Genomic DNA, 22,341 nt, shown 5'->3' with positions numbered 1-22,341 from the left:
TAAGCGCAGCCGCCTGTGCCGGCGCGTCATCCCCGCGAAGGCGGGGATCCAGAAACACTTGCGCATTCCAGCGGATACCCGCTAGAATGCGCGGCTACCACGGCAAGCGGTACCCGTTTGCCGTCACCAGCGAAATGAGGGGCAGGACGCGCCTCGTATTCGCCAGACAGGGACATGTCGCATGGGGTACTGCCTGGCCGGCTTCCGGCCACGGTCGCCGCATGCGTTTCGAGTTTCCGTCTGGGCGGGCCGGGTAACCGGCCTGCCTTAGTTTTTGCAGTACACCGCAGTCCAGACCGGCTGCAGACCACCGGGGCCCGGCGCATGACGCCGCCGCGCCCGTCGCTCTTTAACCAGGGAATACCGTCATGGCGGACCAGAAGATCCGGATTCGGCTCAAGGCGTACGATCACCGGCTGATCGATCGCTCGGCCAGCGAGATCGTCGAGACGGCGAAGAGGACCGGCGCGCAGGTGCGCGGCCCGATCCCGCTGCCGACCAAGATCGAGCGCTACACCATCCTCGTTTCCCCGCACGTCGACAAGGACGCGCGTGACCAGTACGAGACCCGCACGCACAAGCGCGTGCTCGACATCGTCGACCCCAACGACAAGACCGTGGACGCGCTGATGAAGCTCGAGCTCGCGGCTGGCGTCGACGTCCAGATCAAGCTGACCTGAGGGCCCGGGCCATGACGACGAAGAAGCACTCGTTGGGCATCGTCGGCCGCAAGGCTGGCATGAGCCGGTACTTCACCGAGGACGGCAACTCCATCCCGGTGACGCTGATCGAGGCGACCCCCAACCGCATCACCCAGATCAAGACCGTCGAGACCGACGGCTACTCCGCGGTCCAGGTGACCGCCGGCGTGCGCCGCGCCTCGCTGCTCAACAAGCCGCAGTCCGGACACTTGGCCAAGGCCAAGGTCGAAGCCGGCCGCGGCCTGTGGGAGTTCCGGGTCGAGGACGGCAAGCTGGGCGACTTCGAGCTCGGCGGCGAGATCCGCGCCGACATCTTCGAGGTCGGCCAGATGGTCGACGTCCAGGGCGTGACCAAGGGCAAGGGCTTCCAGGGCACGATCAAGCGCTGGAACTTCACCATGGGCGATGCCACCCACGGCAACTCGCTGTCGCACCGTTCCCCGGGTTCGCTCGGGCAGCGCCAGACGCCGGGCCGCGTGTTTCCGGGCAAGAAGATGGCCGGTCACATGGGTGCCGTCCGCCAGAGCACCCAGGGCCTGGAGATCGTGAAGGTGGACGCCGAGCGCGGCCTGATCGCGATCCGTGGCGCGGTGCCGGGTGCGCCGGGTGGCGACGTGATCGTCCGCCCGACGAGCAAGGGAGCATGACGATGGAACTGGCCATCAACAACAGCAGCAACACCGTGTCGGTCTCCGATGAGATCTTCGGGCGCGAGTTCAACCGGGACCTGGTCCACCAGGTCGTGGTCGCCTACCGCAACGCCGGCCGCGCCGGCACCAAGGCCCAGAAGACCCGCTCGGAAGTTTCCGGTACCACCAAGAAGTCGAAGAAGCAGAAGGGCGGCGGCGCGCGTCATGGCGCGCTGACGGCCCCGATCTTCACCGGCGGTGGCGTGACCTTCGCCGCCAAGCCCCGCAGCTTCGAGCAGAAGGTCAACCGCAAGATGTACCGCGCCGCGGTCTCGGCGATCCTGTCCGAGCTCAACCGCCAGGGCCGCCTGACTGTGGTGGAGACCCTCGACGCCGACGCGCCGAAGACCTCCGCGATGGTGCAGCGCCTGAAGGATCTCGGCTGCGGGCGCCGTCCGCTGCTGGTGACCGAGGACGCATCCGAGAACCTGTACCTGTCGGCCCGCAACCTGCCCTACGTCGAGGTCCGTGACGTCCAGGGCCTGGATCCGGTGTCGCTGGTCGGAGCCGATTCGGTGGTGATCACCGCCGATGCGGTCAAGAAGATCGAGGAGTGGCTGGCATGAACGACGCCAAGCTCTACAACGTGATCCGTGCGCCGCGTGTGTCCGAGAAGACCGCGCGCCTGCAGGAAGTCTCCAACCAATACGTCTTCGAAGTGGCGACGACCGCGACCAAGGCCGACATCAAGGTCGCCGTGGAAAAGCTGTTCGACGTCAAGGTCGAGGCGGTCAACGTGATGAACGTGAAGGGCAAGTCCAAGGCCTTCAAGTTCCGCATGGGCCGCCGTCCCGACTGGCGCAAGGCGTACGTGACGCTGGCCGAGGGCCAGTCGATCGACGTGATGGCCACGGCCTGAGGATCGATCCATGCCTTTGATGACTTTCAAGCCCACTTCCCCCGGCCGCCGCAACGCGGTGCGGGTGGTCGCCCCCGAGCTGCACAAGGGTGCGCCGCACGCCGCGCTGGTGGAGAAGAAGAGCAAGACCGGTGGCCGCAACCACCATGGCCGGATCACCACCCGGCACATCGGTGGCGGCCACAAGCAGCACTACCGCATCATCGACTTCAAGCGCAACAAGGAGGGCATTCCTGCCCGCGTGGAGCGGGTCGAGTACGACCCGAACCGCACCGCCCACATCGCGCTGCTGGTGTACGTCGACGGCGAGCGTCGCTACATCATCGCCCCCAAGGGGCTGAAGACCGGTGACCAGGTGATTTCCGGCCGCGATGCCCCCATCCGGACCGGCAACACCCTGCCGCTGACCAACATCCCGGTCGGCTCCACCGTGCATTGCATCGAGATGAAGCCGGGCAAGGGCGCGCAGATCGCCCGCGCCGCCGGCGCCGGCGTCCAGCTGGTCGCCCGCGACCAGGGCTACGCCACGCTGCGCCTGCGTTCGGGCGAGATGCGTCGCGTCCCGGCCGAGTGCCGCGCGACCATCGGCGAGGTGGGCAACGTCGAGCACAACCTGCAGAAGCTGGGCAAGGCCGGTGCCAACCGCTGGCGCGGCATCAAGCCGACCGTCCGCGGCGCGGCCATGAACCCGGTCGACCACCCGCACGGCGGTGGCGAGGCCAAGGCCGGGCAGGGCAACCCGCATCCGGTCACCCCGTGGGGCGTGCCGACCAAGGGTTACAAGACGCGTCACAACAAGCGCACCCAGCACTTCATCGTGCGCGATCGCAGGAGCTAAACGGCCATGGCACGTTCACTCAAGAAGGGCCCGTTCGTCGACCACCATCTCATCAAGAAGGTGGAGGCGGCGGCCAACAACAAGAAGCCGATCAAGACCTGGTCGCGTCGCTCGATGGTGCTGCCGGAAATGGTCGGCTACACCATCGCCGTGCACAACGGCCGCAACCACATCCCGGTTCTGGTCAACGAGAACATGGTCGGCCACAAGCTCGGCGAGTTCGCCCTGACCCGTACCTTCAAGGGTCACGTGGCGGACCGGAAGAGCCGTTAAGGAGATGGCGACCATGTCCAATACCAACGAGGCGAAAGCCATCCTGCGCAGCGCGCGCATCTCGCCGCAGAAGGCCCGCCTGGTCGCCGACCAGGTGCGCGGCCTGACCGCCGAGCGTGCCGTCAACCTGCTCAGGTTCTCCGACAAGAAGGCAGCCGCGATGATCCGCAAGGTCGTCGAGTCCGCCATCGCCAATGCGGAGAACAACCAGGGCGCCGACATCGACGAGCTCAAGGTCACCACGATCATGGTGGACGAGGGCCCGACGCTGAAGCGTTTCATGGCGCGCGCCAAGGGCCGCGGCACCCGCATCCTCAAGCGCACCAGCCACATCACCGTGGTCGTGGGCGCGGGCAAGTAAAGGCGGAGTCAGACTATGGGTCATAAAGTTCATCCGACCGGCATCCGCCTGGGGATTTCCAAGGACTGGAACGCCAAGTGGTACGCCGGCAAGAAGCAGTACGGCGAGTACCTGGTCGCCGACCTCAAGGTCCGCGACATGCTTCGCAAGAAGCTGGCGCAGGCCGGGGTGTCGAAGATCTTCATCGAGCGTCCTGCCAACAACGCCCGCGTGACCATCCACACCGCCCGCCCGGGCGTGGTGATCGGCAAGCGCGGCGAGGACATCGAGAAGCTGCGCCAGCAGGTCAGCCAGATGATGGGCGTCCCGGCGCACATCAACGTGACCGAGGTGCGCAAGCCCGAGCTCGACGCGCAGCTGGTCGCCGAGTCGATCGCGCAGCAGCTCGAGCGCCGGATCATGTTCCGCCGCGCGATGAAGCGCGCGGTCGGCAACGCGATGCGCCTGGGCGCGCTGGGCATCAAGGTCCACGTGTCCGGCCGCCTCAACGGCGCCGAGATCGCGCGCTCGGAGTGGTATCGCGAAGGCCGCGTGCCGCTGCATACCCTGCGCGCCGACATCGACTACGGCTTCGCCGAGGCGCGTACCACGTACGGGATCATCGGCATCAAGGCCTGGGTGTACAAGGGCGAGATCTTCGACTTCGCCCAGGTCGGCCAGGAAAAGCAAGACGACAGCCCGCGTGGCGATCGTGGCGACCGCCGTGAGCGTGGTCCACGCCAGCCGCGCGATTCGAGGTAACCGACCATGTTGCAACCAAAGCGAACCAAGTATCGCAAGATGCACAAGGGCCGTAACGACGGCCTGGCCTGGAGCGGCAACGCCGTCAGCTTCGGCGAGTTCGGACTGAAGTCCAACGCGCACGGGCAGATCACCGCCCGCCAGATCGAGGCCGGTCGCCGTTCCATCAGCCGCTACGTCAAGCGTGGCGGCAAGATGTGGATCCGCGTGTTCCCCGACAAGCCGATCACCAAGAAGCCCATCGAGGTCCGCATGGGCTCGGGCAAGGGCAACGTGGAGTTCTGGGTCGCCCAGATCCAGCCCGGCCGCGTGATCTACGAGATCGAGGGTGTCAGCGAGGAGATGGCCCGCGAGGCCTTCCGCCTGGCCGCCGCCAAGCTCTCGGTCACCACCCAATTCGTGACCCGGACGGTGCGCTGATGGACCTCAAGCAGATGCGTGAAAAGTCGGCCGAAGAGCTGCAGGCCCACCTGGTCGAGCTGCACAAGGAGCAGTTCGCCCTGCGCATGCAGCAGGCCACCGGCCAGCTGGCCAAGACCCACGAGGCGCGCCGCGTGCGCCGCGAGATCGCCAGGGCGAACACGCTCCTTGGCGCGAAGAAGTAAGGATCACGCCATGACCGACAACAATACAGAGAAGGCGCTGCGCACGGTCGAAGGACGCGTGGTCAGCAACAAGATGGACAAGACCGTGACCGTCCTGGTGGAACGCCAGGTCAAGCACGCGCTGTACGGCAAGTACATCCGCCGCTCGACCAAGCTCCACGCGCACGATGCCGACAACACCTGCAACGAGGGCGACGTCGTCCGCGTGAAGGAAGTCGCCCCGATGTCCAAGACCAAGAACTGGAGCGTGGTTGAGATCGTCAGCCGCGCGGCCGAATAAGAGGAGGCTGAACCATGATCCAGATGCAAAGCTACCTCGACGTGGCCGACAACTCCGGTGCCAAGGAAGTGATGTGCATCAAGGTGCTAGGCGGCTCCAAGCGCCGCTACGCCGCGATCGGCGACATCATCAAGGTCACGGTCAAGGACGCGATCCCGCGCGGCAAGGTCAAGAAGGGCGACGTCTACGACGCCGTGGTCGTGCGTACCCGCAAGGGTGTGCGCCGTCCGGACGGCTCGCTGATCCGCTTCGACGGCAACGCCGCGGTGTTGCTCAACAACAAGCATGAGCCGATCGGCACCCGCATCTTCGGGCCGGTGACCCGCGAGCTGCGTTCCGAGAAGTTCATGAAGATCGTCTCGCTCGCACCCGAAGTGCTCTGAGCGGCGGAGGAAACGACATGAACCGTATCAAGAAGGGCGACCAGGTGGTCGTCACCGCCGGCAAGGACAAGGGCAAGAAGGGCGACGTGGTCCGCGTCCTGGGCGACAAGGTTGTCGTCTCGAACGTCAACATCGTCAAGCGCCACACCAAGCCGAACCCGCAGGCAGGCCAGGCCGGTGGCGTGATCGAGCGCGAAGCGCCGATCCATATTTCCAACGTGATGCTGTTCAACCCGGCCAGTGGCAAGGGCGAGCGCATTGGATTCAAGGTGCTGGAGGATGGACGCAAACTGCGTGTGTTCCGCTCCAGCGGTGAGGCGGTCGACGCCTGAGGAATGCACAGATGACCACCCGGCTTGAAAAATTCTACAAGGAAGAAGTCGTTCCCGCGCTGACCGCGAAGTTCGGCTACAAGAACCCGATGGAGGTGCCGCGCATCACCAAGATCACCCTGAACATGGGTGTGGGTGAGGCCGCCACCAACAAGAAGGTGCTCGAGAACGCCGTCGCCGACATGGCCAAGATCACCGGCCAGCAGCCGGTGGTGACCAAGAGCCGCGTCTCCGTCGCGTCGTTCAAGATCCGCGACGGCTGGCCGATCGGCTGCAAGGTGACCCTGCGTCGCCGGCAGATGTTCGAGTTCCTGGATCGCCTGGTCAACGTCGCCCTGCCGCGCGTGCGCGACTTCCGCGGCGTGTCCGCCAAGTCGTTCGACGGCCGCGGCAACTACAACATGGGCGTGAAGGAGCAGATCATCTTCCCGGAGATCGACTTCGACCAGGTCGACGCGGTCCGCGGCATGGACATCGCGATCACCACCACGGCGAAGAACGATGCCGAGGCGCGCGCCCTGCTGGAAGCCTTCCGCTTCCCGTTCCGCAACTGATTCCAGAGGATATACAGATGGCCAAGACCTCCATGGTCAACCGCGAGCTGAAGCGGGCCAAGCTGGCTGCCCGGTACGCCGAGCGTCGCACGGAGCTGAAGAAGATCATCTCCAGCCCGTCCTCCTCGTACGAGGAGAGGGAAGAGGCGATGATCCGGCTGCAGAAGCTGCCGCGTGACTCCTCGCCCTCGCGCCAGACCACCCGCTGCGCCCTGACCGGGCGGCCGCGCGGCGTCTACCAGAAGTTCAACCTGGGCCGCAACATGCTGCGCAAGGCGACGATGAACGGCGACGTCCCGGGCCTGCGCAAGGCCAGCTGGTAACACCTGCACGAACTGGCACCACGGGCCGGCAGTCTGCTAGACTTGCCGGCTCGCCTCGCCCGGGGCATTCGCCCCCGGCGCCACAACTGAATTCGCAGCAGCGGATATCGGTGCACTCATAGGTAGACACACATGAGCATGACTGATCCCATTGCCGACATGTTCGTCCGCATCCGTAATGCGGCCGCGGTCGGCAAGCCGACGGTGAAGATGCCGTCGTCCAAGATCAAGGTTTCGATTGCCAAGGTCCTGGAAGACGAGGGTTACATCCGCGGTTCCCGCGTGACCGATACCGGTCCGGGCAAGAAGGAGCTCGAGGTCGAGCTCAAGTACTACGAAGGCAAGCCGGTCATCGAGCAGCTGCACCGCTACTCGAAGTCCAGCCTGCGCCAGTACCGCGGCAAGCACGACCTCCCCAAAGTCATGGGCGGGCTGGGCATCGCCATCATCTCCACTTCCAAGGGCATCATGACCGATGCGCAGGCGCGTGAGCAGGGCGTCGGCGGCGAGGTCCTGTGCTTCGTGGCCTGATCGAGGAGCTCCCCGAATGTCCCGAGTTGCCAAGAAGCCCATCGCCCTGCCGAAGGGCGTGGAGCTGAACATCCAGCCCGGTTCCGTGAGCGTCAAGGGCCCCAAGGGTACCCTGACGAACGCGATCCCGGACGACATCAAGGTCACCATCGAAGACGGGCACGCGCTGCTGTCAACGGACGCCGCCGAGCGCGTCGCACTGACCGGCACCCTGCGTTCCATCATCGCCAACATGGTGCATGGCGTGTCCTCCGGGTTCGAGCGCAAGCTCGAGCTGGTCGGCGTCGGCTATCGCGCCTCCATGCAGGGCCGTGACCTGAACCTGCAGCTGGGCTACTCCCACCCGATCCTGTTCCAGGTGCCCGAGGGCATCACCGTCGCCACCCCGAGCCAGACCGAGATCGTGGTGCAGGGCGCCGACAAGCAGGTGGTCGGCGAGGTCGCGGCCAAGATCCGTGGTTTCCGTCCGCCGGAGCCCTACAAGGGCAAGGGCGTGAAGTATTCCGACGAGACCATCATCCGCAAGGAAGCAAAGAAGGCGTAACCGCGCCTTCGGCTTCTGGAGACGACAAGACCATGAACAAGAACATCGCCCGTCTGCGCCGCGCCAAGGCCACCCGTGCCCGCATCCGCGAGCTCGGTGTGCCGCGCCTTTCGGTCCTGCGCACCGGCCAGCACCTGTATGCCCAGGTTTTCACCGCCGACGGCTCGAAGGTCCTCGCCGCCGCCTCGACCACCCAGGGCGAGGTGGCCGAAGGCCTGAAGAACCGCAACAACGTCGAGGCCGCTGTCCGCGTGGGCAAGGCGATCGCCGAGAAGGCCAGGGCCGCCGGCGTCGAGCGCGTTGCTTTCGACCGCTCCGGCTACCGTTACCACGGCCGCGTCAAGGCGCTCGCCGATGCCGCCCGCGAGGGTGGCCTGCAGTTCTGATCCAGCAGTCCCGATCCAATACACAACGATAAGCGGCCCAGTGCCGTAAGAAACCGTAAAGGTAGAGTCCTATGGCTAACGAACGCGATTCGCGGGGCCGCGGCAACCGCGATGAAATCGACGACGGGATGATCGAGAAGCTGATCTCGGTCAACCGCGTCAGCAAGACCGTCAAGGGCGGTCGCCAGTTCACCTTCACCGCGCTGACCGTGGTTGGCGACGGCAACGGCAAGGTCGGCTTCGGTTACGGCAAGGCACGCGAAGTGCCGGTCGCGATCCAGAAGTCGATGGAGCAGGCGCGCCGCAACATGAGCAATGTCGAGCTCAACGGCGGCACCCTCTGGCATTCGGTGAAGTCCGGCCATGGCGCGGCCCGCGTCTACATGCAGCCGGCGTCCGAAGGTACCGGCGTGATCGCCGGCGGCGCGATGCGCGCCGTGCTCGAGGCGGTCGGCGTGCGCGACGTGCTGGCCAAGGCGGTCGGCTCGCGCAACCCGATCAACCTGGTGCGCGCCACCCTGCGCGGCCTGACGGAAATGCATTCGCCTGCCCGCATCGCGGCCAAGCGCGGCAAGAAGGTCGAGGAACTGATCCATGGCTAAGACCGAAAACAACGGCACCGTGAAGGTGCGGCTGGTCAAGGGCCTGGCGGGCAGCCAGGCCAGGCACCGGCTCTCGGTGCGTGCGTTGGGCCTGAACCGGCTCAACGACACGCGTGAACTGAAGGACAGCCCCCAGGTCCGCGGCCTCATCAACAAGGTCGGCTACCTGGTCCGGGTCGAGGAGTAAAGATCATGCGCCTGAATACCCTGCAGCCCGCCGACGGCGCCCGCACCGAGCGCAAGCGCGTCGGCCGTGGCATCGGTTCCGGCCTGGGCAAGACCGCGGGCCGCGGCCACAAGGGCTCCTTCGCCCGCTCGGGCAAGGGCAAGATCAAGGCCGGCTTCGAAGGCGGCCAGATGCCCATGCACATGCGCCTGCCTAAGGTCGGCTTCCGCAGCCGCACCGCCGGCGACACCGCCGAGGTGATGCTGTACCAGCTCGAGCGCCTGGAGGCCGGCGAGCTCGACTTCGCCGCCCTGCGCGCGGCGCGGCTGGTGCCGTCGGGCGCCAAGCGGGCCAAGATCGTCGCCACCGGCGAGCTGACCAAGGCCTTCACCCTGAAGGGTCTGCTGGCCACGGCCGGCGCCAAGGCGGCCATCGAAAAGGCCGGCGGCAAGGTCTCGGAGTAAAAGACGCATGGCGCGAAGCGGCAACGCGATGGCCGGCATGGCGGGCGGACTCGGGAAATTCACCGAGCTCCGCCAGCGCCTGCTGTTCGTGGTCGGTGCACTCCTGGTGTACCGGATCGGTTGCTACATCCCGGTTCCCGGGGTGAACCCGGATGCGATGCTGCGGCTGATGGAAAGCCAGCAGGGCACCATCGTGGACATGTTCAACATGTTCTCCGGTGGTGCGCTGCAGCGCTTCAGCCTGTTCGCGCTGAACGTCATGCCGTACATCTCCGCGTCGATCATCATGCAGCTGCTGGTGCAGATCGTGCCCAGCCTGAAGGCGATCCAGAAGGAGGGCGAGTCCGGCCGGCGCAAGATCAACCAGTGGTCGCGCCTGGGCGCGATCCCGCTGGCGGTGTTCCAGGCTTGGGGCATCGCCACCGCGCTGCAGGCCGGTGGCGCCAGCCAGGGGCTGTCGGTGGTCTACAACCCGGGTCCTGGGTTCGTGATGACCGCCGTGATCGCGCTGACGGCCGGCACCATGTTCCTGATGTGGCTCGGCGAGCAGGTCACCGAGCGCGGCATCGGCAACGGCGTGTCGCTGATCATCTTCGCCGGCATCGTCGCTGGCCTGCCGTCCGCGGTCGTGGGCATGTTCGAGCAGGTCCGCAACGGCGAGATGAGCACCCTGATGGCCATCGGCATCGTGGTGATCGTGGCCGCGGTGACCTACTTCGTGGTGTTCGTCGAGCGCGGGCAGCGCCGGATCACGGTCAACTACGCGCGCCGCCAGGGTGGCCGCAACGCGTACATGAACCAGTCCTCGTTCCTGCCGCTCAAGCTCAACATGGCAGGCGTGATCCCGCCGATCTTCGCCTCCTCGATCGTCATGTTCCCGGCGACCGCGGCTGCCTGGTTCGGCCAGGGCAGTTCCTCGGGCTTCATGCTGCAGCTGAGCCAGTGGCTGAACCCCGGCGAGCCCCTGCACATGCTGCTGTACGGCGGAATGATCGCGGGCTTCGCGTTCTTCTACACCGCGCTGGTGTTCAACTCGCAGGAAACCGCCGACAACCTGAAGAAGTCGGGCGCGCTGATCCCCGGGATCCGTCCGGGCAAGGCGACCGGCGAGTACATCGACGGGGTCCTGACCCGCTTGACCGCCGCGGGCGCGGCCTACCTGGTGCTGGTCTGCCTGTTGCCGGAGTTCATGCGCGCCCAGATGGGCACCTCGTTCTACTTCGGCGGCACCTCGCTGCTCATCGCGGTGGTCGTGGTGATGGACTTCATCGCCCAGATCCAGGCCCACCTGATGTCGCACCAGTACGAAAGCCTGCTGAAGAAGTCGAACCTGAAGGGTTCGCGGGGTGGCTCCGGCCGCCGCTGACAACCAGTCTTCCGGACCGCGGGCCCTCAGCGCCGGCGGTCCACAAGGGGCGACCCGCACGACGTTCCGCGTGCGGGTGGATCCACGGCCGGTCCGCGCGTCAGAGTAGCGCGTGGCGCCGGAGCCGGAGTGGCTGACACCACTCCGGCCCCAGGCAGCCGGGAATCCGTCGCCGGAGCATGGGCACACTCCCCATGCCGGGGTTCAGCCAGCGTAAGTGGTTGGACTTCCTATGTAATCCGGGACCTTGCTACAATTGTCGATTCACTCTTTCGAGTGGTCATCTGCGCCGGGTTGTCAGGCCCCGGCACGCCAAACCAGTTGGAGATCGCGTTATGGCGCGTATTGCGGGCGTCAACCTGCCTGCCCAGAAGCACGTCTGGGTTGGGCTGCAAAGCATTTACGGCATTGGCCGTACCCGTTCCAGGAAGATCTGCGAAGCCGCCGGTGTGGGTTCGGAGACCAAGATCCGCGACCTGTCCGAGCCGGAAGTCGAGGCCCTGCGTGCCGAGATCGGCAAGTACGTGGTCGAGGGCGACCTGCGTCGCGAGATCGGCATGTCGATCAAGCGCCTGATGGACCTGGGTTGCTACCGGGGTCTGCGTCACCGTCGCGGCCTGCCGCTGCGTGGCCAGCGGACCAAGACCAACGCGCGTACCCGCAAGGGCCCGCGCAAGCCGATCAGAAAGTAAGGGGGCAGATCAATGGCCAAGCCAACCGCCACCAAGACGAAGAAGAAGATCAAGCGCGTCGTCACCGACGGGATCGCCCACGTCCACGCTTCGTTCAACAACACCATCATCACGATCACCGACCGCCAGGGCAACGCCCTGAGCTGGGCCACCTCCGGTGGCGCGGGCTTCCGCGGTTCGCGCAAGTCGACCCCGTTCGCCGCCCAGGTCGCCGCCGAGAAGGCCGGCCGTGCCGCGCTCGACTACGGCGTGAAGGCGCTGGAGGTGCGCATCAAGGGTCCCGGTCCGGGTCGTGAGTCTGCCGTGCGTTCGTTGAACAACGTCGGCTACAAGATCACCAACATCATCGACGTGACGCCCATCCCGCACAACGGGTGCCGTCCGCCGAAAAAGCGTCGCGTCTGAGGAGCTGAACAACCATGGCTCGTTACATTGGTCCCAAGTGCAAGCTCTCGCGCCGCGAAGGTGCCGACCTCGGCCTGAAGTCGCCGGCGCGCGCGCTCGACTCGAAGTGCAAGCTGGAGCAGAAGCCCGGCCAGCACGGTCCCACCGCGCGTCGCGGCAAGCTGTCCGACTACGCCAACCAGCTGCGTGAAAAGCAGAAGGTCAAGCGCATCTACGGCCTGCTGGAGCGCCAGTTCCGCAACTACTACAAGAAGGCGGCCGCCAAGCGCGGCAACACCGGCGAGATCCTCCTGCAGCTGCTGGAGACCCGCCTGGACAACGTCATCTACCGCATGGGCTTCGCGCTGACCCGTCCGGCTGCCCGGCAGCTGGTCAGCCACCGTGGCGTCACCGTCAACGGCCAGCCGGTCAACCTGCCGTCCTACCAGGTCAAGGCGGGCGATGCGATCGCGCTGTCGGAGAAGGCCCAGAAGCAGCTGCGAGTGCAGGAATCGCTCACTGTCGCGCAGCAGATGGACCTGTCGCCGTCCTGGGTTGAGGTTGACTCGAAGAAGTTCGCCGGCGTGTTCAAGGCGGTCCCCGACCGGACCGACCTGCCGGCCGATATCAACGAAGCGTTGATCATCGAGCTGTACTCGAAGTAATCCACCCGTTCGCGGGTCCGCGGTCCCCATGCCGCGGTCCCACAGGAGACCCCCCAACATGACGGTTACCGCCAACCAGGTACTGCGTCCCCGCGGTCCCCAGATCGAACGCCTCACCGGCAACCGCGGCAAGGTCGTGATCGAGCCGCTGGAGCGCGGTTATGGCCACACCCTCGGCAACGCGCTGCGCCGGGTGCTGCTGTCCTCGATCCCGGGCTTCGCCATCACCGAGGTCGAGATCGACGGCGTGCTGCACGAGTACACCACGGTCGAAGGCCTGCAGGAGGACGTGCTGGAAGTCCTGCTCAACCTCAAGGACGTGGCCGTTCGCCTGCACACCGGCGAATCCGCGACCGTGAGCCTCAACAAGCAGGGTCCGGGCACGGTCACCGCCGGTGACATCAAGACCGACCACAACGTCGAGGTGCTGAACCCCGACCACGTGATCGCGCACCTGACCAAGGACACCTCGCTCGAGATGCGGATGAAGGTGGAGCAGGGCTTCGGCTACCAGCCTGCCGCCGCGCGCATCCGTCCCGACGAGGAGACCCGTGCGATCGGCCGGCTGATGCTGGATGCCAGCTTCAGCCCGATCCGCCGCGTCGCCTACTCGGTCGAGGCCGCCCGTGTCGAGCAGCGCACCGACCTGGACAAGCTGATCCTCGACATCGAGACCAACGGTACGATCGACGTCGAAGAGGCCGTGCGCACCGCGGCCGACATCCTCACCGACCAGCTTTCGGTGTTCGGTGACTTCACCCAGCGCGAGCGCGGTCCGGCCAAGCAGGCCAGTGCGGGCATCGACCCGATCCTGCTGCGTCCGATCGACGACCTCGAACTGACGGTGCGCTCGGCCAACTGCCTCAAGGCCGAGAGCATCTACTACGTCGGCGATCTGATCCAGAAGACCGAGGTCGAGCTGCTCAAGACCCCGAACCTCGGCAAGAAGTCGCTCACCGAGATCAAGGAAGTGCTCGCCCAGCGCGGCCTGTCCCTCGGTATGAAGCTCGAGAATTGGCCGCCCGCCGGTATTGCCACGCACGGCATGATGGGCTAACCAGGAAACACGACCATGCGCCACCAGAAAGCCGGACGGAAGTTCAGCCGCACCAGCGCCCATCGCGATGCGATGTTCAGCAACATGGCTGCGTCCCTCATCAAGCACGGAGCAATCCGTACCACCCTGCCCAAGGCCAAGGAGCTCCGGCGCGTTGCCGAGCCCCTGATCACCATGGCCAAGGCCGACGGCGTCGCCAACCGCCGGCTCGCCTTCTCGCGCCTGCGCGACAAGGAAGCCGTCGGCACGCTGTTCGTCGAACTCGGCCCGCGTTACGCCCAGCGTCCGGGCGGCTACCTGCGCATCCTCAAGTGCGGTTTCCGCGCCGGGGACAATGCGCCGATGGCCTACGTCGAGCTGGTCGATCGTCCGGATGCCGCCACGGAGTGAATCCGCGGCCCGGTGATCGCCATCGCGATTGAAGAAGGACCCCGGCCCAGGCCGGGGTTTTTCTTTGTCGCGCCTGTCGTTTTCCGCCAGGGGCGGTGCTAGGCACGCGGGCCGCCAGCGCTTAATGTTGCGTCCCATGAATGCCAGCCGCCGACCGTCCTTCCGCGCCAGCTTCCTGCTGGGTTTCCTCGCCTGTGCCGGCCTGATCGGCTTCGCGGTGTTCAGCCAGTTCCAGTGGGGGCTGGAGCCCTGCCCGTTGTGCATCTTCCAGCGGGTGGCCTTCGCGGTGCTGGGCGTGGTCTTCCTGGCAGGCGGGTTGCACGGCCCGCGCGGCGCCCCCGGGCGGGCGGTGTGGGGCATGCTGGCGCTGCTTGCCGCCCTGGCCGGGGTGCTGGTGGCCGGCAACCATGTGCGGCTGCAGATGCTGCCCGCCGACCAGGTGCCCGCCTGTGGCCCGGGGCTGGACTACATGATGGAGATGCTGCCGGTCACCGGGGTCATCGAGAAGGTGATGACCGGTTCGGGCGAGTGCGCGGACGTGGACTGGTCGTTCCTGGGCCTCTCGATGCCGGCCTGGAGCCTGGCGTGGTTCCTGCTGCTGGCCGGCTGGGCCGCCTGGTCGGCGTTCCGCCGCCGCTGATCGCGCGCGCGTGGGTGATTGCGCCGCCCGGCCCACACGCGGATGATGGTCGGTTCCTTTCCGCGTCCCGAAGCATGCCCGATGCCCAGCCCTGATCCCGACCTGCAGCCCGTGAACCTCGCCGATGGCTGGGCACCGGGCTCGTGGCGGACGCGCACGGCGTTGCAGATGCCACGCTACCCGGACCCGGGGGAGCTGGCGCGCGCCGAAGCCGAGCTGCGTACGCTGCCGCCGCTGGTGACCTCCTGGGAGATCCTCGCGCTGCGCCAGCGCATCGCCGACGCGCAGGAAGGGCGTTGCTTCCTGCTGCAGGGCGGCGACTGCGCCGAGGCCTTCGATGGCTGCACCTCGGAGGTGATCTCCAACCGGCTCAAGGTGCTGCTGCAGATGAGCCTGGTGCTGGTGCACGGCCTGCGCAAGCCGGTGGTCCGGGTCGGGCGCTTCGCCGGGCAATACGCCAAGCCGCGCTCGGCCGACACCGAAACCATCGACGGGGTGACGTTGCCCAGCTACCGCGGCGACATGGTGAACGCGCCGGAGTTCACCGCCGCCGCGCGCACCCCGGACCCGCGCCGCATGGTGAAGGCGCATGCGCGTTCGGCGCTGACCATGAACTTCGTCCGGGCGCTGATCGACGGCGGTTTCGCCGACCTGCACCACCCCGAGTACTGGAACCTGGCCTGGGTCGGCCACTCGCCGTTGGCCGGGGAGTACCGGCGGATGGTCGATTCGGTGGCGGATTCGGTCCGCTTCATGGAGACCCTCTCGGGCCAGGCGGTCCACAACCTGCGGCGGGTGGACTTCTACACCTCGCATGAAGCCCTGCTGCTGCCCTACGAGGAACCGCTGACCCGGCAGGTGCCGCGGCACTGGGGCTGGTTCAACCTGAGCACGCACTTCCCCTGGATCGGGATGCGCACCGCGGCGCTGGACGGCGCGCACGTCGAGTATTTCCGCGGCATCCGCAATCCGGTCGCGGTCAAGGTCGGCCCGGCGATGAAGGCCGATGCGCTGCTGCGGCTGGTGGAGGCACTGAACCCGGGCAACGAGCCCGGCCGGCTGACGCTCATACACCGGATGGGGGCCGGGGCGATCGCCGGGGGCCTGCCGCCGCTGCTGGACGCGGTGCGGCGCGAGGGCAGCCGCGTGCTGTGGGTCTGCGACCCGATGCACGGCAATACCGAGAGCACCTCCAACGGCTACAAGACCCGCCGCTTCGCCAACATCGCCTCCGAGCTGGAGCAGGCCGCCGACCTGCATGCCGCGGCCGGCACCCGGCTGGGCGGCGTGCACCTGGAGTTGACCGGCGAAGACGTGACCGAGTGCCTGGGCGGCGCCCGGGAGCTGACCGAACGCGACCTGGAGCGTGCCTACCGCTCCAGCGTCGATCCGCGGCTCAACTACGAGCAGGCACTGGAACTGGCGATGCTGGTGGTGCGCAAGCACGGCGCCGGCACCACGAACGCGTAGAGGGCGCACCAGGTCCTGATGCGCCCTGCAGGCGGGATTACCCCGCGCTGCGCGAGGCGCGCTTGCGGTCGACCTCGGTGCGGTGCTTCTTGCGCAGGCGGATCGCCTTGGGGGTGATCTCCACCAGCTCGTCGTCGTCGATGAACTCCAGCGCCTGCTCCAGCGAGAACCTGACCGGCGGCACCAGGCCTTCGTCGTCGTCCTTGCCGGAGGCGCGGAAGTTGGTCAGCTGCTTGCCGCGCAGGGCGTTGACCGTCAGGTCGTTGTCCTTGGCGTGGATCCCGACGATCTGGCCCTCGTAGATCTCCTGGCCCGGATCGATCATCAGCCGGCCGCGCTCCTGCATCGCGATCTGCGCGTAGGCGGGTGAGGGGCCGGTGGCGTTGGAGATCAGCACGCCGTTCTGCCGCTGGCCCACCTCGCCGCTGCTGCGCGGGCCGTGGTGGTCGAACACGTGGAACATCATGCCGGTACCGGCGGTGAGGGTCTTGAACTCGGTCTGGAAGCCGATCAGCCCGCGCGCGGGAATGATGAACTCCAGGCGCACCCGGCCCTTTCCGTCGGCCTCCATGTTCTGGAGGATCGCCTTGCGCTCGCCCAGCCGGCCCATGACGTTGCCCTGGTACTGCTCGTCCAGGTCCACCACCAGGCTCTCGTAGGGCTCCTGCATGACCCCGTCGATCTCGCGCATGATCACCTCCGGGCGCGAGACCGCAAGCTCGTAGCCCTCGCGGCGCATGTTCTCGATCAGGATCGACAGGTGCAGCTCGCCGCGTCCGGAGACCTTGAACTTGTCGGCGTCGGCGGTGTCCTCCACGCGCAGCGCCACGTTGTGGGCGGTCTCGCGCACCAGCCGGTCGCGCAACTGGCGGCTGGTCAGGAACTTGCCGCCACTGTGCTCCTTGGTCCCGGCGAAGGGCGAGTCGTTGACCTGGAAGGTCATCGAGATGGTCGGCTCGTCGACCGTCAGCACCGGCAGCTGCTCGACCGCGGCGGGATCGCACAGGGTGTCGGAGATGCCCAGCGGGTCGATGCCGGAGAAGGCGATGATCGCGCCGGCGCTGGCCTGCTCGACTTCCACCCGCTCCAGGCCCATGAAGCCCAGCACCTGCAGCACCTTGCCGCTGCGGGTCTTGCCCTCGCGGTCGACGACGGTGACCACCTGGTTGGTGCGGACCTTGCCGCGCTGGATCCGGCCCACGCCGATCATGCCGACGTAGCTGTTGTGGTCCAGGCTGGACACGCGCATCTGGAACGGACCCTCGGGGTCCACGTCGGGCGCGGGCACGTGCCGGCAGATCGCCTCGAACAGCGGGGTCATGTCGCCCTCGCGCACGCTCTCGTCGAGGCTGGCGAAGCCCTGCAGCCCCGAGGCGTAGACCACCGGGAAGTCGAGCTGCTCCTCGTTGGCCCCGAGCCGGTCGAACAGGTCGAAGGTCTGGTCCAGCACCCAAGCCGGGCGTGCGCCGGGACGGTCGACCTTGTTGATCACCACGATCGGCTTGAAGCCCATCGCGAAGGCCTTCTGGGTGACGAAGCGGGTCTGCGGCATCGGCCCGTCCATCGCATCGACCAGCACCAGCACCGAGTCGACCATCGACAGCACGCGCTCGACCTCGCCGCCGAAGTCGGCGTGGCCCGGGGTGTCGACGATGTTGATGTGCCACTGCTCGCCCTGGGGATCGGTCCAGCGGATCGCGGTGTTCTTGGACAGGATGGTGATCCCGCGTTCCTTCTCGATGTCACCGCTGTCCATCACCCGGTCGGGGACCGCCGCACGTTCGCTGAGGGTGCCCGAAGACTTGAGCAACTGGTCGACGAGGGTGGTCTTGCCATGGTCGACGTGGGCGACGATGGCGATGTTGCGCAGGCGCTGGACTGACGGGTCGGCGGACATGGGGAGGGGTGGCCGCAGGGCCACTTTTCTGAGGAAAGTCAGCCAGTATATCCGGCGGGCCCCTGCATCCGGTACAGCGGTGGCGCTGCGTTATGCTTCGCGGTCACATTCCCCACCGGAGCCTCCCGATGAGCCTGACTGCAACCTTCGACACCGACCGCGGCCCGATCCGCGTCCAGCTGGAGCCGGAGAAGGCGCCGCTGACCGTCGCCAACTTCGCCAACCTGGCGCGGCGCGGCTTCTACGACGGGCTGAAGTTCCACCGGGTCATCAACGACTTCATGGTCCAGGGTGGCTGCCCGCAGGGGACCGGCACCGGTGGCCCGGGCTACCGCTTCGAGGACGAGACCGGCAACGGCCTGACCCACGAGCGCGGCGTGCTGTCGATGGCCAACGCCGGTCCCGGCACCAACGGCAGCCAGTTCTTCATCACCCACGTGCCGTGCCCGTGGCTGGACGGCAAGCACACCGTCTTCGGCAAGGTGCTGGAGGGCATGGAGGTGGTCGACGCCATCAAGCAGGGCGACACCATCAAGTCGGTCAAGCTGGAGGGCGACGTCGATGCCGCCCTGGCGGCAAAGGCCGACCGGGTCGCCGAGTGGAACAGGACCCTCGACGCCGCCTGACCTGTACGCGCAGGGCGCCATGGGCCGCTTTGCGGCTGTCGCGCCCTGCGCCGCCGGGATGGGGGGAAGGGGCGACGTGTTAATATTTGCGGTCTTTCCGGCCGGAGTTCCGGCTGTCCGCCTGCCCCCGTCACGAGGTCCAAGATGCCCCAGCTTTCCCGCCGGATCGGCCGCGCCAAGCCCAGCGCAATCATGCAGATTGCCGAGAAGGCCAAGCGCCTGAAGGCCGAAGGCCGCGATGTCATCAGCTTCTCGATCGGCGTCCCGAACTTCCTGCCCGGCGAGCACGTCTACCAGGCCGCGCGCGAGGCGCTGGACAACGACAGCGGCCAGTACGGCAGCAACCGCGGCGGCGACGCGATGCTCGAGGCGTTCCTCGGGCACCTGGACGGGCTGGGCCTGACCGGCTACACCAAGGCCAACCTGGCCACCGGCATCGGCGCCAAGCAGGTGCTGTTCAACCTGGCCGAGGCCCTGCTGGACGACGGCGACACCATCGCCTTCCCGACCCCGTACTGGACCAGCTACCTGGACATCGCCGAGATCGTCGATGCCAAGGTGATGCTGCTGCCGTGCCCGCCGGAGCAGGACTACAAGCTGACGCCCGCGCAGCTGGACGAGGCGCTGGCGAAAAAGCCGCGGGTGCTGCTGTTCAACAACCCGTCCAACCCGACCGGCATGGTCTACACGAAGGACGAGATCAGCGCCCTGGCCGACGTGATCGCGAAGTACCCGGACACCTGGGTGATCACCGACGACATCTACAACAAGATGGTCTTCGACGGCGTGGGTTACCACAACTTCGTCCACGTCCGCCCGGAGCTGCGCGACCGGGTGATCTTCGTGGACTCGCTGTCCAAGACCTATGGCATGCCGGGGTGGCGGGTCGGCTTCATGGCCGGTCCGGAGGAGGTCGCCAAGGCGATCGTCACCCTCAACTCCAACCACATCACCAGCCTGCCGGAGATCACCACCGCGGCCGCCGCCGCGGCGCTGGCCGGCCCGCAGGACGTCCCGCGCGAGAAGTGCGCCGAGTTCCAGGCCAAGCGTGACCAGGTCATGGACGTGCTGGCCGGCATCGACGGCGTGGTCTGCCCGCGGCCGCAGGGCGCGTTCTACGTGTTCCCGGACATCAGCTGCGCGTTTGGCAGGACCCACGGGCCGAGCGGCAAGACGATCGGCAACGACGTGGAGTTCTGCAGCGTGCTGCTGGAGGCCAAGGCGGTGGCCTGCGTGCCCGGCTCGGCCTTCGGCGAGCCGCGTTCCATGCGCATCAGCTACACCTGCCCGACGCCGCAGCTGATGCCGGGCATGGAGCGCATCCGCGAATTCTTCAACGAACTGAGCTGACAGGAGCATCCCCCACATGAAATCCCCCGTCCGCGTAGCGGTGACCGGCGCCGCCGGCCAGATCGGTTATTCCCTGCTGTTCCGCATCGCTTCCGGCGAGATGCTCGGCAAGGACCAGCCGGTGATCCTGCAGATGCTCGAGCTGCCCATGGAGAAGGCCCAGGCCGCCCTCAGGGGCGTGATGATGGAGCTGGAGGACTGCGCCTTCCCGCTGCTGGCCGGGATGGTCGGTACCGACGATGCCGAGGTCGCGTTCAAGGACGCCGACATCGCCATGCTGGTCGGTGCCCGTCCGCGCGGACCGGGCATGGAGCGCAAGGACCTGCTGCTGGAGAACGCCAAGATCTTCACCGCGCAGGGCGCGGCGCTGAACAAGGTGGCCAGCCGCGACGTCAAGGTGCTGGTGGTCGGCAACCCGGCCAACACCAACGCGTACATCGCGATGAAGTCGGCGCCGGACCTGCCGGCGAAGAACTTCACCGCGATGCTGCGCCTGGACCACAACCGCGCGCTGAGCCAGCTGGCGGGCAAGGCCGGCGTGCCGGTCGGCGACATCCGCAAGCTGGTGGTGTGGGGCAACCACAGCCCGACCATGTACCCGGACTACCGCTTCGCGACCGCCAACGGCGAGTCGCTGAAGGACAAGGTCAACGACGCCGACTGGAATGCCAGCGAGTTCATCCCGAAGGTCGGAAAGCGCGGTGCCGCCATCATCGAGGCCCGCGGCCTGTCCTCGGCGGCCTCGGCGGCCAACGCCGCGATCGACCACATCCGTGACTGGGTGCTGGGCAGCGACGGCGAGTGGGTGACCATGGGCGTGCCGTCGGACGGCAGCTATGGGATCCCCGAGGGGATCATCTACGGCGTGCCGGTGACCACCGAAAACGGCGAGTACACCCGCGTGGAAGGCCTGGAGATCGATGACTTCAGCCGTGCGGCCATGGACAAGACCTTGGCCGAGCTGGAGGAAGAGCGCGAGGGCGTGGCCCACCTGCTCTGAGCGCGGCGGGACGGCTGCTGCAAGAGGGCGCACTGCGGTGCGCCCTCTTGCGTTGCAGGCCCCGGTCAGGCGGATTGCGTCGCCGCCGTGCGCACCGGTGGACGGAGCAGGTCGCTGCCGGCGCGATGCAGGGGGCGCTCCAGCCAGCGATACGAAGCAAGGCCGGCCAGTACCGACAGCGCCAGTGCGCAGGCGATAAAACCCGCGTGCTGCCACCAGGTTCCGGTCAGTCCGCTCATGTGCCACAGCCGTCCGGTGGCGGAAAGCACGAACACGTGCGACAGGTAAAGCGAATAGGAACTGTCGCCCACCGCCCGGAGCCGGGCGGGCACCCTGAACCCGCCGCGGCTTTCCAGCATCACCGCGCCCGCCACCAGAAGCGTGGATGCCGTGCCGAACACCGCCGTACGCAGCACGGGCCCCTGTTCGGCGCCCAGCAGCTCAAGCAGCGGAAGCGCCACGAGGAAGCCCAGCGCTCCGCAGGCCAGCAGCGACGTGCCCAATGCCGCGGGAATCCGCCGCCAGTACAGGCCCAGCAATGCGCCGGCAATGAACTCCAGCGTCATCACGTTGGTGACCAGGGCGTACCAGGGCGCCCCGGCAACGGTGCTCATGTTGGCAAGCACGACCAGCGCCGCCCAGGCGAGCAAGGCAGGGGTGAGCCGCCGCCAGCCGGATGCGATCAACGCGGCGATGACCAGGTAGAAGTACATCTCGTGGATCAGGGTCCAGCCCACGGTCAGCAGCGGAAGCTGCTCCTGCGGCCAAAGCAGGTAGGAGGCGAGGGTGCCCTGGTCCTGGTAGGAACTGTTGGCGATGCCGGGGGCCACGGCCAGCAGGATCACCACCAGGGTGGTGTAGAGCCAGTACGGCGGCAGGATCCGCCACGCGCGGCGACCCATGAACCGCGCTGCGGCCGCCGGCCCCCGGAACGCGCCCGCGGTGATCGTGGCCATGATGAAGCCGGATATGACGAAGAACAGGTCCACGCCCCCGTCAGCGAAGCGCATCGCGCCGGGCAGGAGGGGCGCCCCGTCGCCGTAGCGGGCTTCGACGATCCGCAGGTGGAACAGCACCACCAGCAGCGCCGCGATCGCGCGCAATGCCTGCAGGGACGCGAAAGACGGACGTTGTGGCATTCGGATCCCTCCCCGGTGCGGGCGAGTCTAACC

34 protein-coding genes are annotated in these 22,341 nt (G+C 67.0%); 32 read left to right on the top strand and 2 right to left on the bottom strand.

Annotated elements, in window-relative coordinates; all coding sequences use genetic code 11:
* Nucleotides 1–368: 368 nt before the first annotated feature.
* The 29 genes from rpsJ to LY625_RS11755 all read left to right on the top strand — a co-directional run bounded on the left by rpsJ (nucleotide 369) and on the right by LY625_RS11755 (nucleotide 16,296).
* Complete coding sequence (gene rpsJ, locus LY625_RS11895) at nucleotides 369–680, top strand: 30S ribosomal protein S10 (RefSeq protein ID WP_027070119.1); 312 nt, start codon at nucleotides 369–371, stop codon at nucleotides 678–680.
* An 11-nt stretch (nucleotides 681–691) separates the two neighbouring features.
* On the top strand, nucleotides 692–1,348 hold the full coding sequence (gene rplC, locus LY625_RS11890; RefSeq protein ID WP_233740423.1) for a 50S ribosomal protein L3: 657 nt from the start codon (nucleotides 692–694) through the stop codon (nucleotides 1,346–1,348).
* 2 nt (nucleotides 1,349–1,350) lie between these two features.
* Nucleotides 1,351–1,956 (top strand): 50S ribosomal protein L4, encoded by a 606-nt coding sequence (gene rplD / locus LY625_RS11885; RefSeq protein ID WP_233740428.1) that lies wholly within the window; start codon nucleotides 1,351–1,353, stop codon nucleotides 1,954–1,956.
* On the top strand, nucleotides 1,953–2,249 hold the full coding sequence (gene rplW / locus LY625_RS11880) for a 50S ribosomal protein L23 (RefSeq protein ID WP_233740422.1): 297 nt from the start codon (nucleotides 1,953–1,955) through the stop codon (nucleotides 2,247–2,249). The genes rplD and rplW overlap by 4 nt, the downstream gene beginning before the upstream one ends.
* A 10-nt stretch (nucleotides 2,250–2,259) precedes the next feature.
* Nucleotides 2,260–3,087: a 50S ribosomal protein L2 gene (gene rplB, locus LY625_RS11875; RefSeq protein WP_233740421.1), complete on the top strand. Its 828-nt coding sequence runs from the start codon at nucleotides 2,260–2,262 to the stop codon at nucleotides 3,085–3,087.
* A 6-nt stretch (nucleotides 3,088–3,093) separates the two neighbouring features.
* Nucleotides 3,094–3,360, top strand: coding sequence for a 30S ribosomal protein S19 (rpsS, locus tag LY625_RS11870; protein WP_233740420.1), 267 nt, complete (start codon nucleotides 3,094–3,096; stop codon nucleotides 3,358–3,360).
* A gap of 13 nt (nucleotides 3,361–3,373) precedes the next feature.
* Entirely contained in the window at nucleotides 3,374–3,721 is a 348-nt protein-coding gene (gene rplV, locus LY625_RS11865) for a 50S ribosomal protein L22 (protein ID WP_233740419.1), read from the top strand.
* A 15-nt stretch (nucleotides 3,722–3,736) separates the two neighbouring features.
* Nucleotides 3,737–4,462 (top strand): 30S ribosomal protein S3, encoded by a 726-nt coding sequence (gene rpsC / locus LY625_RS11860; RefSeq protein ID WP_233740418.1) that lies wholly within the window; start codon nucleotides 3,737–3,739, stop codon nucleotides 4,460–4,462.
* Nucleotides 4,463–4,468: 6 nt separating this feature from the next.
* Nucleotides 4,469–4,882, top strand: coding sequence for a 50S ribosomal protein L16 (gene rplP, locus LY625_RS11855; RefSeq protein ID WP_233740417.1), 414 nt, complete (start codon nucleotides 4,469–4,471; stop codon nucleotides 4,880–4,882).
* Complete coding sequence (gene rpmC / locus LY625_RS11850; RefSeq protein ID WP_233740416.1) at nucleotides 4,882–5,067, top strand: 50S ribosomal protein L29; 186 nt, start codon at nucleotides 4,882–4,884, stop codon at nucleotides 5,065–5,067. Before rplP ends, rpmC begins: the two co-directional genes overlap by 1 nt.
* Before the next feature lie 10 nt (nucleotides 5,068–5,077).
* Nucleotides 5,078–5,347, top strand: a complete 270-nt coding sequence (gene rpsQ, locus LY625_RS11845) for a 30S ribosomal protein S17 (RefSeq protein ID WP_233740415.1) — start codon at nucleotides 5,078–5,080, stop codon at nucleotides 5,345–5,347.
* A 14-nt stretch (nucleotides 5,348–5,361) separates the two neighbouring features.
* Nucleotides 5,362–5,730 carry a 50S ribosomal protein L14 gene (gene rplN, locus LY625_RS11840; RefSeq protein ID WP_027070130.1) on the top strand — a complete coding sequence of 123 codons (369 nt, stop codon included), beginning with the start codon at nucleotides 5,362–5,364 and terminating at the stop codon, nucleotides 5,728–5,730.
* A 17-nt stretch (nucleotides 5,731–5,747) separates the two neighbouring features.
* Nucleotides 5,748–6,062 carry a 50S ribosomal protein L24 gene (gene rplX / locus LY625_RS11835; protein WP_233740414.1) on the top strand — a complete coding sequence of 105 codons (315 nt, stop codon included), beginning with the start codon at nucleotides 5,748–5,750 and terminating at the stop codon, nucleotides 6,060–6,062.
* Between the two features lie 11 nt (nucleotides 6,063–6,073).
* Nucleotides 6,074–6,616, top strand: coding sequence for a 50S ribosomal protein L5 (rplE, locus tag LY625_RS11830; RefSeq protein WP_233740413.1), 543 nt, complete (start codon nucleotides 6,074–6,076; stop codon nucleotides 6,614–6,616).
* A gap of 17 nt (nucleotides 6,617–6,633) precedes the next feature.
* Nucleotides 6,634–6,939 carry a 30S ribosomal protein S14 gene (gene rpsN, locus LY625_RS11825; RefSeq protein ID WP_233740412.1) on the top strand — a complete coding sequence of 102 codons (306 nt, stop codon included), beginning with the start codon at nucleotides 6,634–6,636 and terminating at the stop codon, nucleotides 6,937–6,939.
* Nucleotides 6,940–7,071: 132 nt separating this feature from the next.
* Entirely contained in the window at nucleotides 7,072–7,470 is a 399-nt protein-coding gene (gene rpsH / locus LY625_RS11820; RefSeq protein WP_233740411.1) for a 30S ribosomal protein S8, read from the top strand.
* 16 nt (nucleotides 7,471–7,486) lie between these two features.
* Nucleotides 7,487–8,014, top strand: coding sequence for a 50S ribosomal protein L6 (gene rplF / locus LY625_RS11815; protein ID WP_233740410.1), 528 nt, complete (start codon nucleotides 7,487–7,489; stop codon nucleotides 8,012–8,014).
* Nucleotides 8,015–8,046: 32 nt separating this feature from the next.
* Nucleotides 8,047–8,400: a 50S ribosomal protein L18 gene (gene rplR / locus LY625_RS11810; RefSeq protein WP_233740409.1), complete on the top strand. Its 354-nt coding sequence runs from the start codon at nucleotides 8,047–8,049 to the stop codon at nucleotides 8,398–8,400.
* A gap of 71 nt (nucleotides 8,401–8,471) precedes the next feature.
* The gene (gene rpsE, locus LY625_RS11805; RefSeq protein WP_233740408.1) at nucleotides 8,472–9,002 is read left to right on the top strand and encodes a 30S ribosomal protein S5; all 531 of its coding nucleotides are present in this window, start codon (nucleotides 8,472–8,474) and stop codon (nucleotides 9,000–9,002) included.
* Entirely contained in the window at nucleotides 8,995–9,189 is a 195-nt protein-coding gene (gene rpmD, locus LY625_RS11800) for a 50S ribosomal protein L30 (protein WP_233740407.1), read from the top strand. Before rpsE ends, rpmD begins: the two co-directional genes overlap by 8 nt.
* 5 nt (nucleotides 9,190–9,194) lie before the next feature.
* Nucleotides 9,195–9,632, top strand: coding sequence for a 50S ribosomal protein L15 (rplO, locus tag LY625_RS11795; RefSeq protein ID WP_233740406.1), 438 nt, complete (start codon nucleotides 9,195–9,197; stop codon nucleotides 9,630–9,632).
* A gap of 7 nt (nucleotides 9,633–9,639) precedes the next feature.
* A complete protein-coding gene (gene secY, locus LY625_RS11790; protein WP_233740405.1) occupies nucleotides 9,640–10,998 on the top strand; it encodes a preprotein translocase subunit SecY in 1,359 nt (452 codons plus the stop codon).
* A 335-nt stretch (nucleotides 10,999–11,333) separates the two neighbouring features.
* The gene (gene rpsM / locus LY625_RS11785) at nucleotides 11,334–11,690 is read left to right on the top strand and encodes a 30S ribosomal protein S13 (protein WP_233740404.1); all 357 of its coding nucleotides are present in this window, start codon (nucleotides 11,334–11,336) and stop codon (nucleotides 11,688–11,690) included.
* A 12-nt stretch (nucleotides 11,691–11,702) separates the two neighbouring features.
* Complete coding sequence (gene rpsK / locus LY625_RS11780) at nucleotides 11,703–12,095, top strand: 30S ribosomal protein S11 (protein WP_233740403.1); 393 nt, start codon at nucleotides 11,703–11,705, stop codon at nucleotides 12,093–12,095.
* 14 nt (nucleotides 12,096–12,109) lie between these two features.
* A complete protein-coding gene (gene rpsD / locus LY625_RS11775; protein WP_233740402.1) occupies nucleotides 12,110–12,739 on the top strand; it encodes a 30S ribosomal protein S4 in 630 nt (209 codons plus the stop codon).
* Between the two features lie 58 nt (nucleotides 12,740–12,797).
* The gene (rpoA, locus tag LY625_RS11770; protein ID WP_233740401.1) at nucleotides 12,798–13,796 is read left to right on the top strand and encodes a DNA-directed RNA polymerase subunit alpha; all 999 of its coding nucleotides are present in this window, start codon (nucleotides 12,798–12,800) and stop codon (nucleotides 13,794–13,796) included.
* Between the two features lie 15 nt (nucleotides 13,797–13,811).
* Nucleotides 13,812–14,186, top strand: a complete 375-nt coding sequence (gene rplQ / locus LY625_RS11765; RefSeq protein ID WP_233740400.1) for a 50S ribosomal protein L17 — start codon at nucleotides 13,812–13,814, stop codon at nucleotides 14,184–14,186.
* A 136-nt stretch (nucleotides 14,187–14,322) separates the two neighbouring features.
* Entirely contained in the window at nucleotides 14,323–14,826 is a 504-nt protein-coding gene (locus LY625_RS11760) for a disulfide bond formation protein B (RefSeq protein WP_233740399.1), read from the top strand.
* A gap of 81 nt (nucleotides 14,827–14,907) precedes the next feature.
* Nucleotides 14,908–16,296: a 3-deoxy-7-phosphoheptulonate synthase class II gene (locus tag LY625_RS11755; protein ID WP_233740398.1), complete on the top strand. Its 1,389-nt coding sequence runs from the start codon at nucleotides 14,908–14,910 to the stop codon at nucleotides 16,294–16,296.
* A gap of 37 nt (nucleotides 16,297–16,333) precedes the next feature.
* Here the strand turns inward: LY625_RS11755 and typA are convergent, their stop codons facing one another.
* Nucleotides 16,334–18,193, bottom strand: coding sequence for a translational GTPase TypA (gene typA, locus LY625_RS11750; RefSeq protein WP_233740397.1), 1,860 nt, complete (start codon nucleotides 18,191–18,193; stop codon nucleotides 16,334–16,336).
* 128 nt (nucleotides 18,194–18,321) lie between these two features.
* On the opposite strand from typA, the gene LY625_RS11745 reads away from it, so the two are divergent.
* From LY625_RS11745 to LY625_RS11735, 3 genes are all read left to right on the top strand, one after another.
* Complete coding sequence (locus LY625_RS11745) at nucleotides 18,322–18,819, top strand: peptidylprolyl isomerase (RefSeq protein ID WP_233740396.1); 498 nt, start codon at nucleotides 18,322–18,324, stop codon at nucleotides 18,817–18,819.
* Between the two features lie 144 nt (nucleotides 18,820–18,963).
* On the top strand, nucleotides 18,964–20,169 hold the full coding sequence (locus tag LY625_RS11740) for an aminotransferase class I/II-fold pyridoxal phosphate-dependent enzyme (protein ID WP_233740395.1): 1,206 nt from the start codon (nucleotides 18,964–18,966) through the stop codon (nucleotides 20,167–20,169).
* A 16-nt stretch (nucleotides 20,170–20,185) separates the two neighbouring features.
* On the top strand, nucleotides 20,186–21,169 hold the full coding sequence (locus tag LY625_RS11735; RefSeq protein ID WP_233740394.1) for a malate dehydrogenase: 984 nt from the start codon (nucleotides 20,186–20,188) through the stop codon (nucleotides 21,167–21,169).
* Between the two features lie 65 nt (nucleotides 21,170–21,234).
* Here LY625_RS11735 and LY625_RS11730 read toward each other — a convergent pair whose 3' ends face one another.
* Nucleotides 21,235–22,308, bottom strand: coding sequence for an acyltransferase (locus LY625_RS11730; RefSeq protein ID WP_233740393.1), 1,074 nt, complete (start codon nucleotides 22,306–22,308; stop codon nucleotides 21,235–21,237).
* Nucleotides 22,309–22,341: the final 33 nt, after the last annotated feature.

Origin of the sequence: Lysobacter sp. GX 14042, assembly GCF_021390425.1 — a bacterium.
Taxonomy (GTDB): Bacteria; Pseudomonadota; Gammaproteobacteria; order Xanthomonadales; family Xanthomonadaceae; genus Novilysobacter.
The sequence above is the reverse complement of the archived record's forward strand: the minus strand, read 5'-3'. Positions and strand labels throughout refer to the sequence as shown.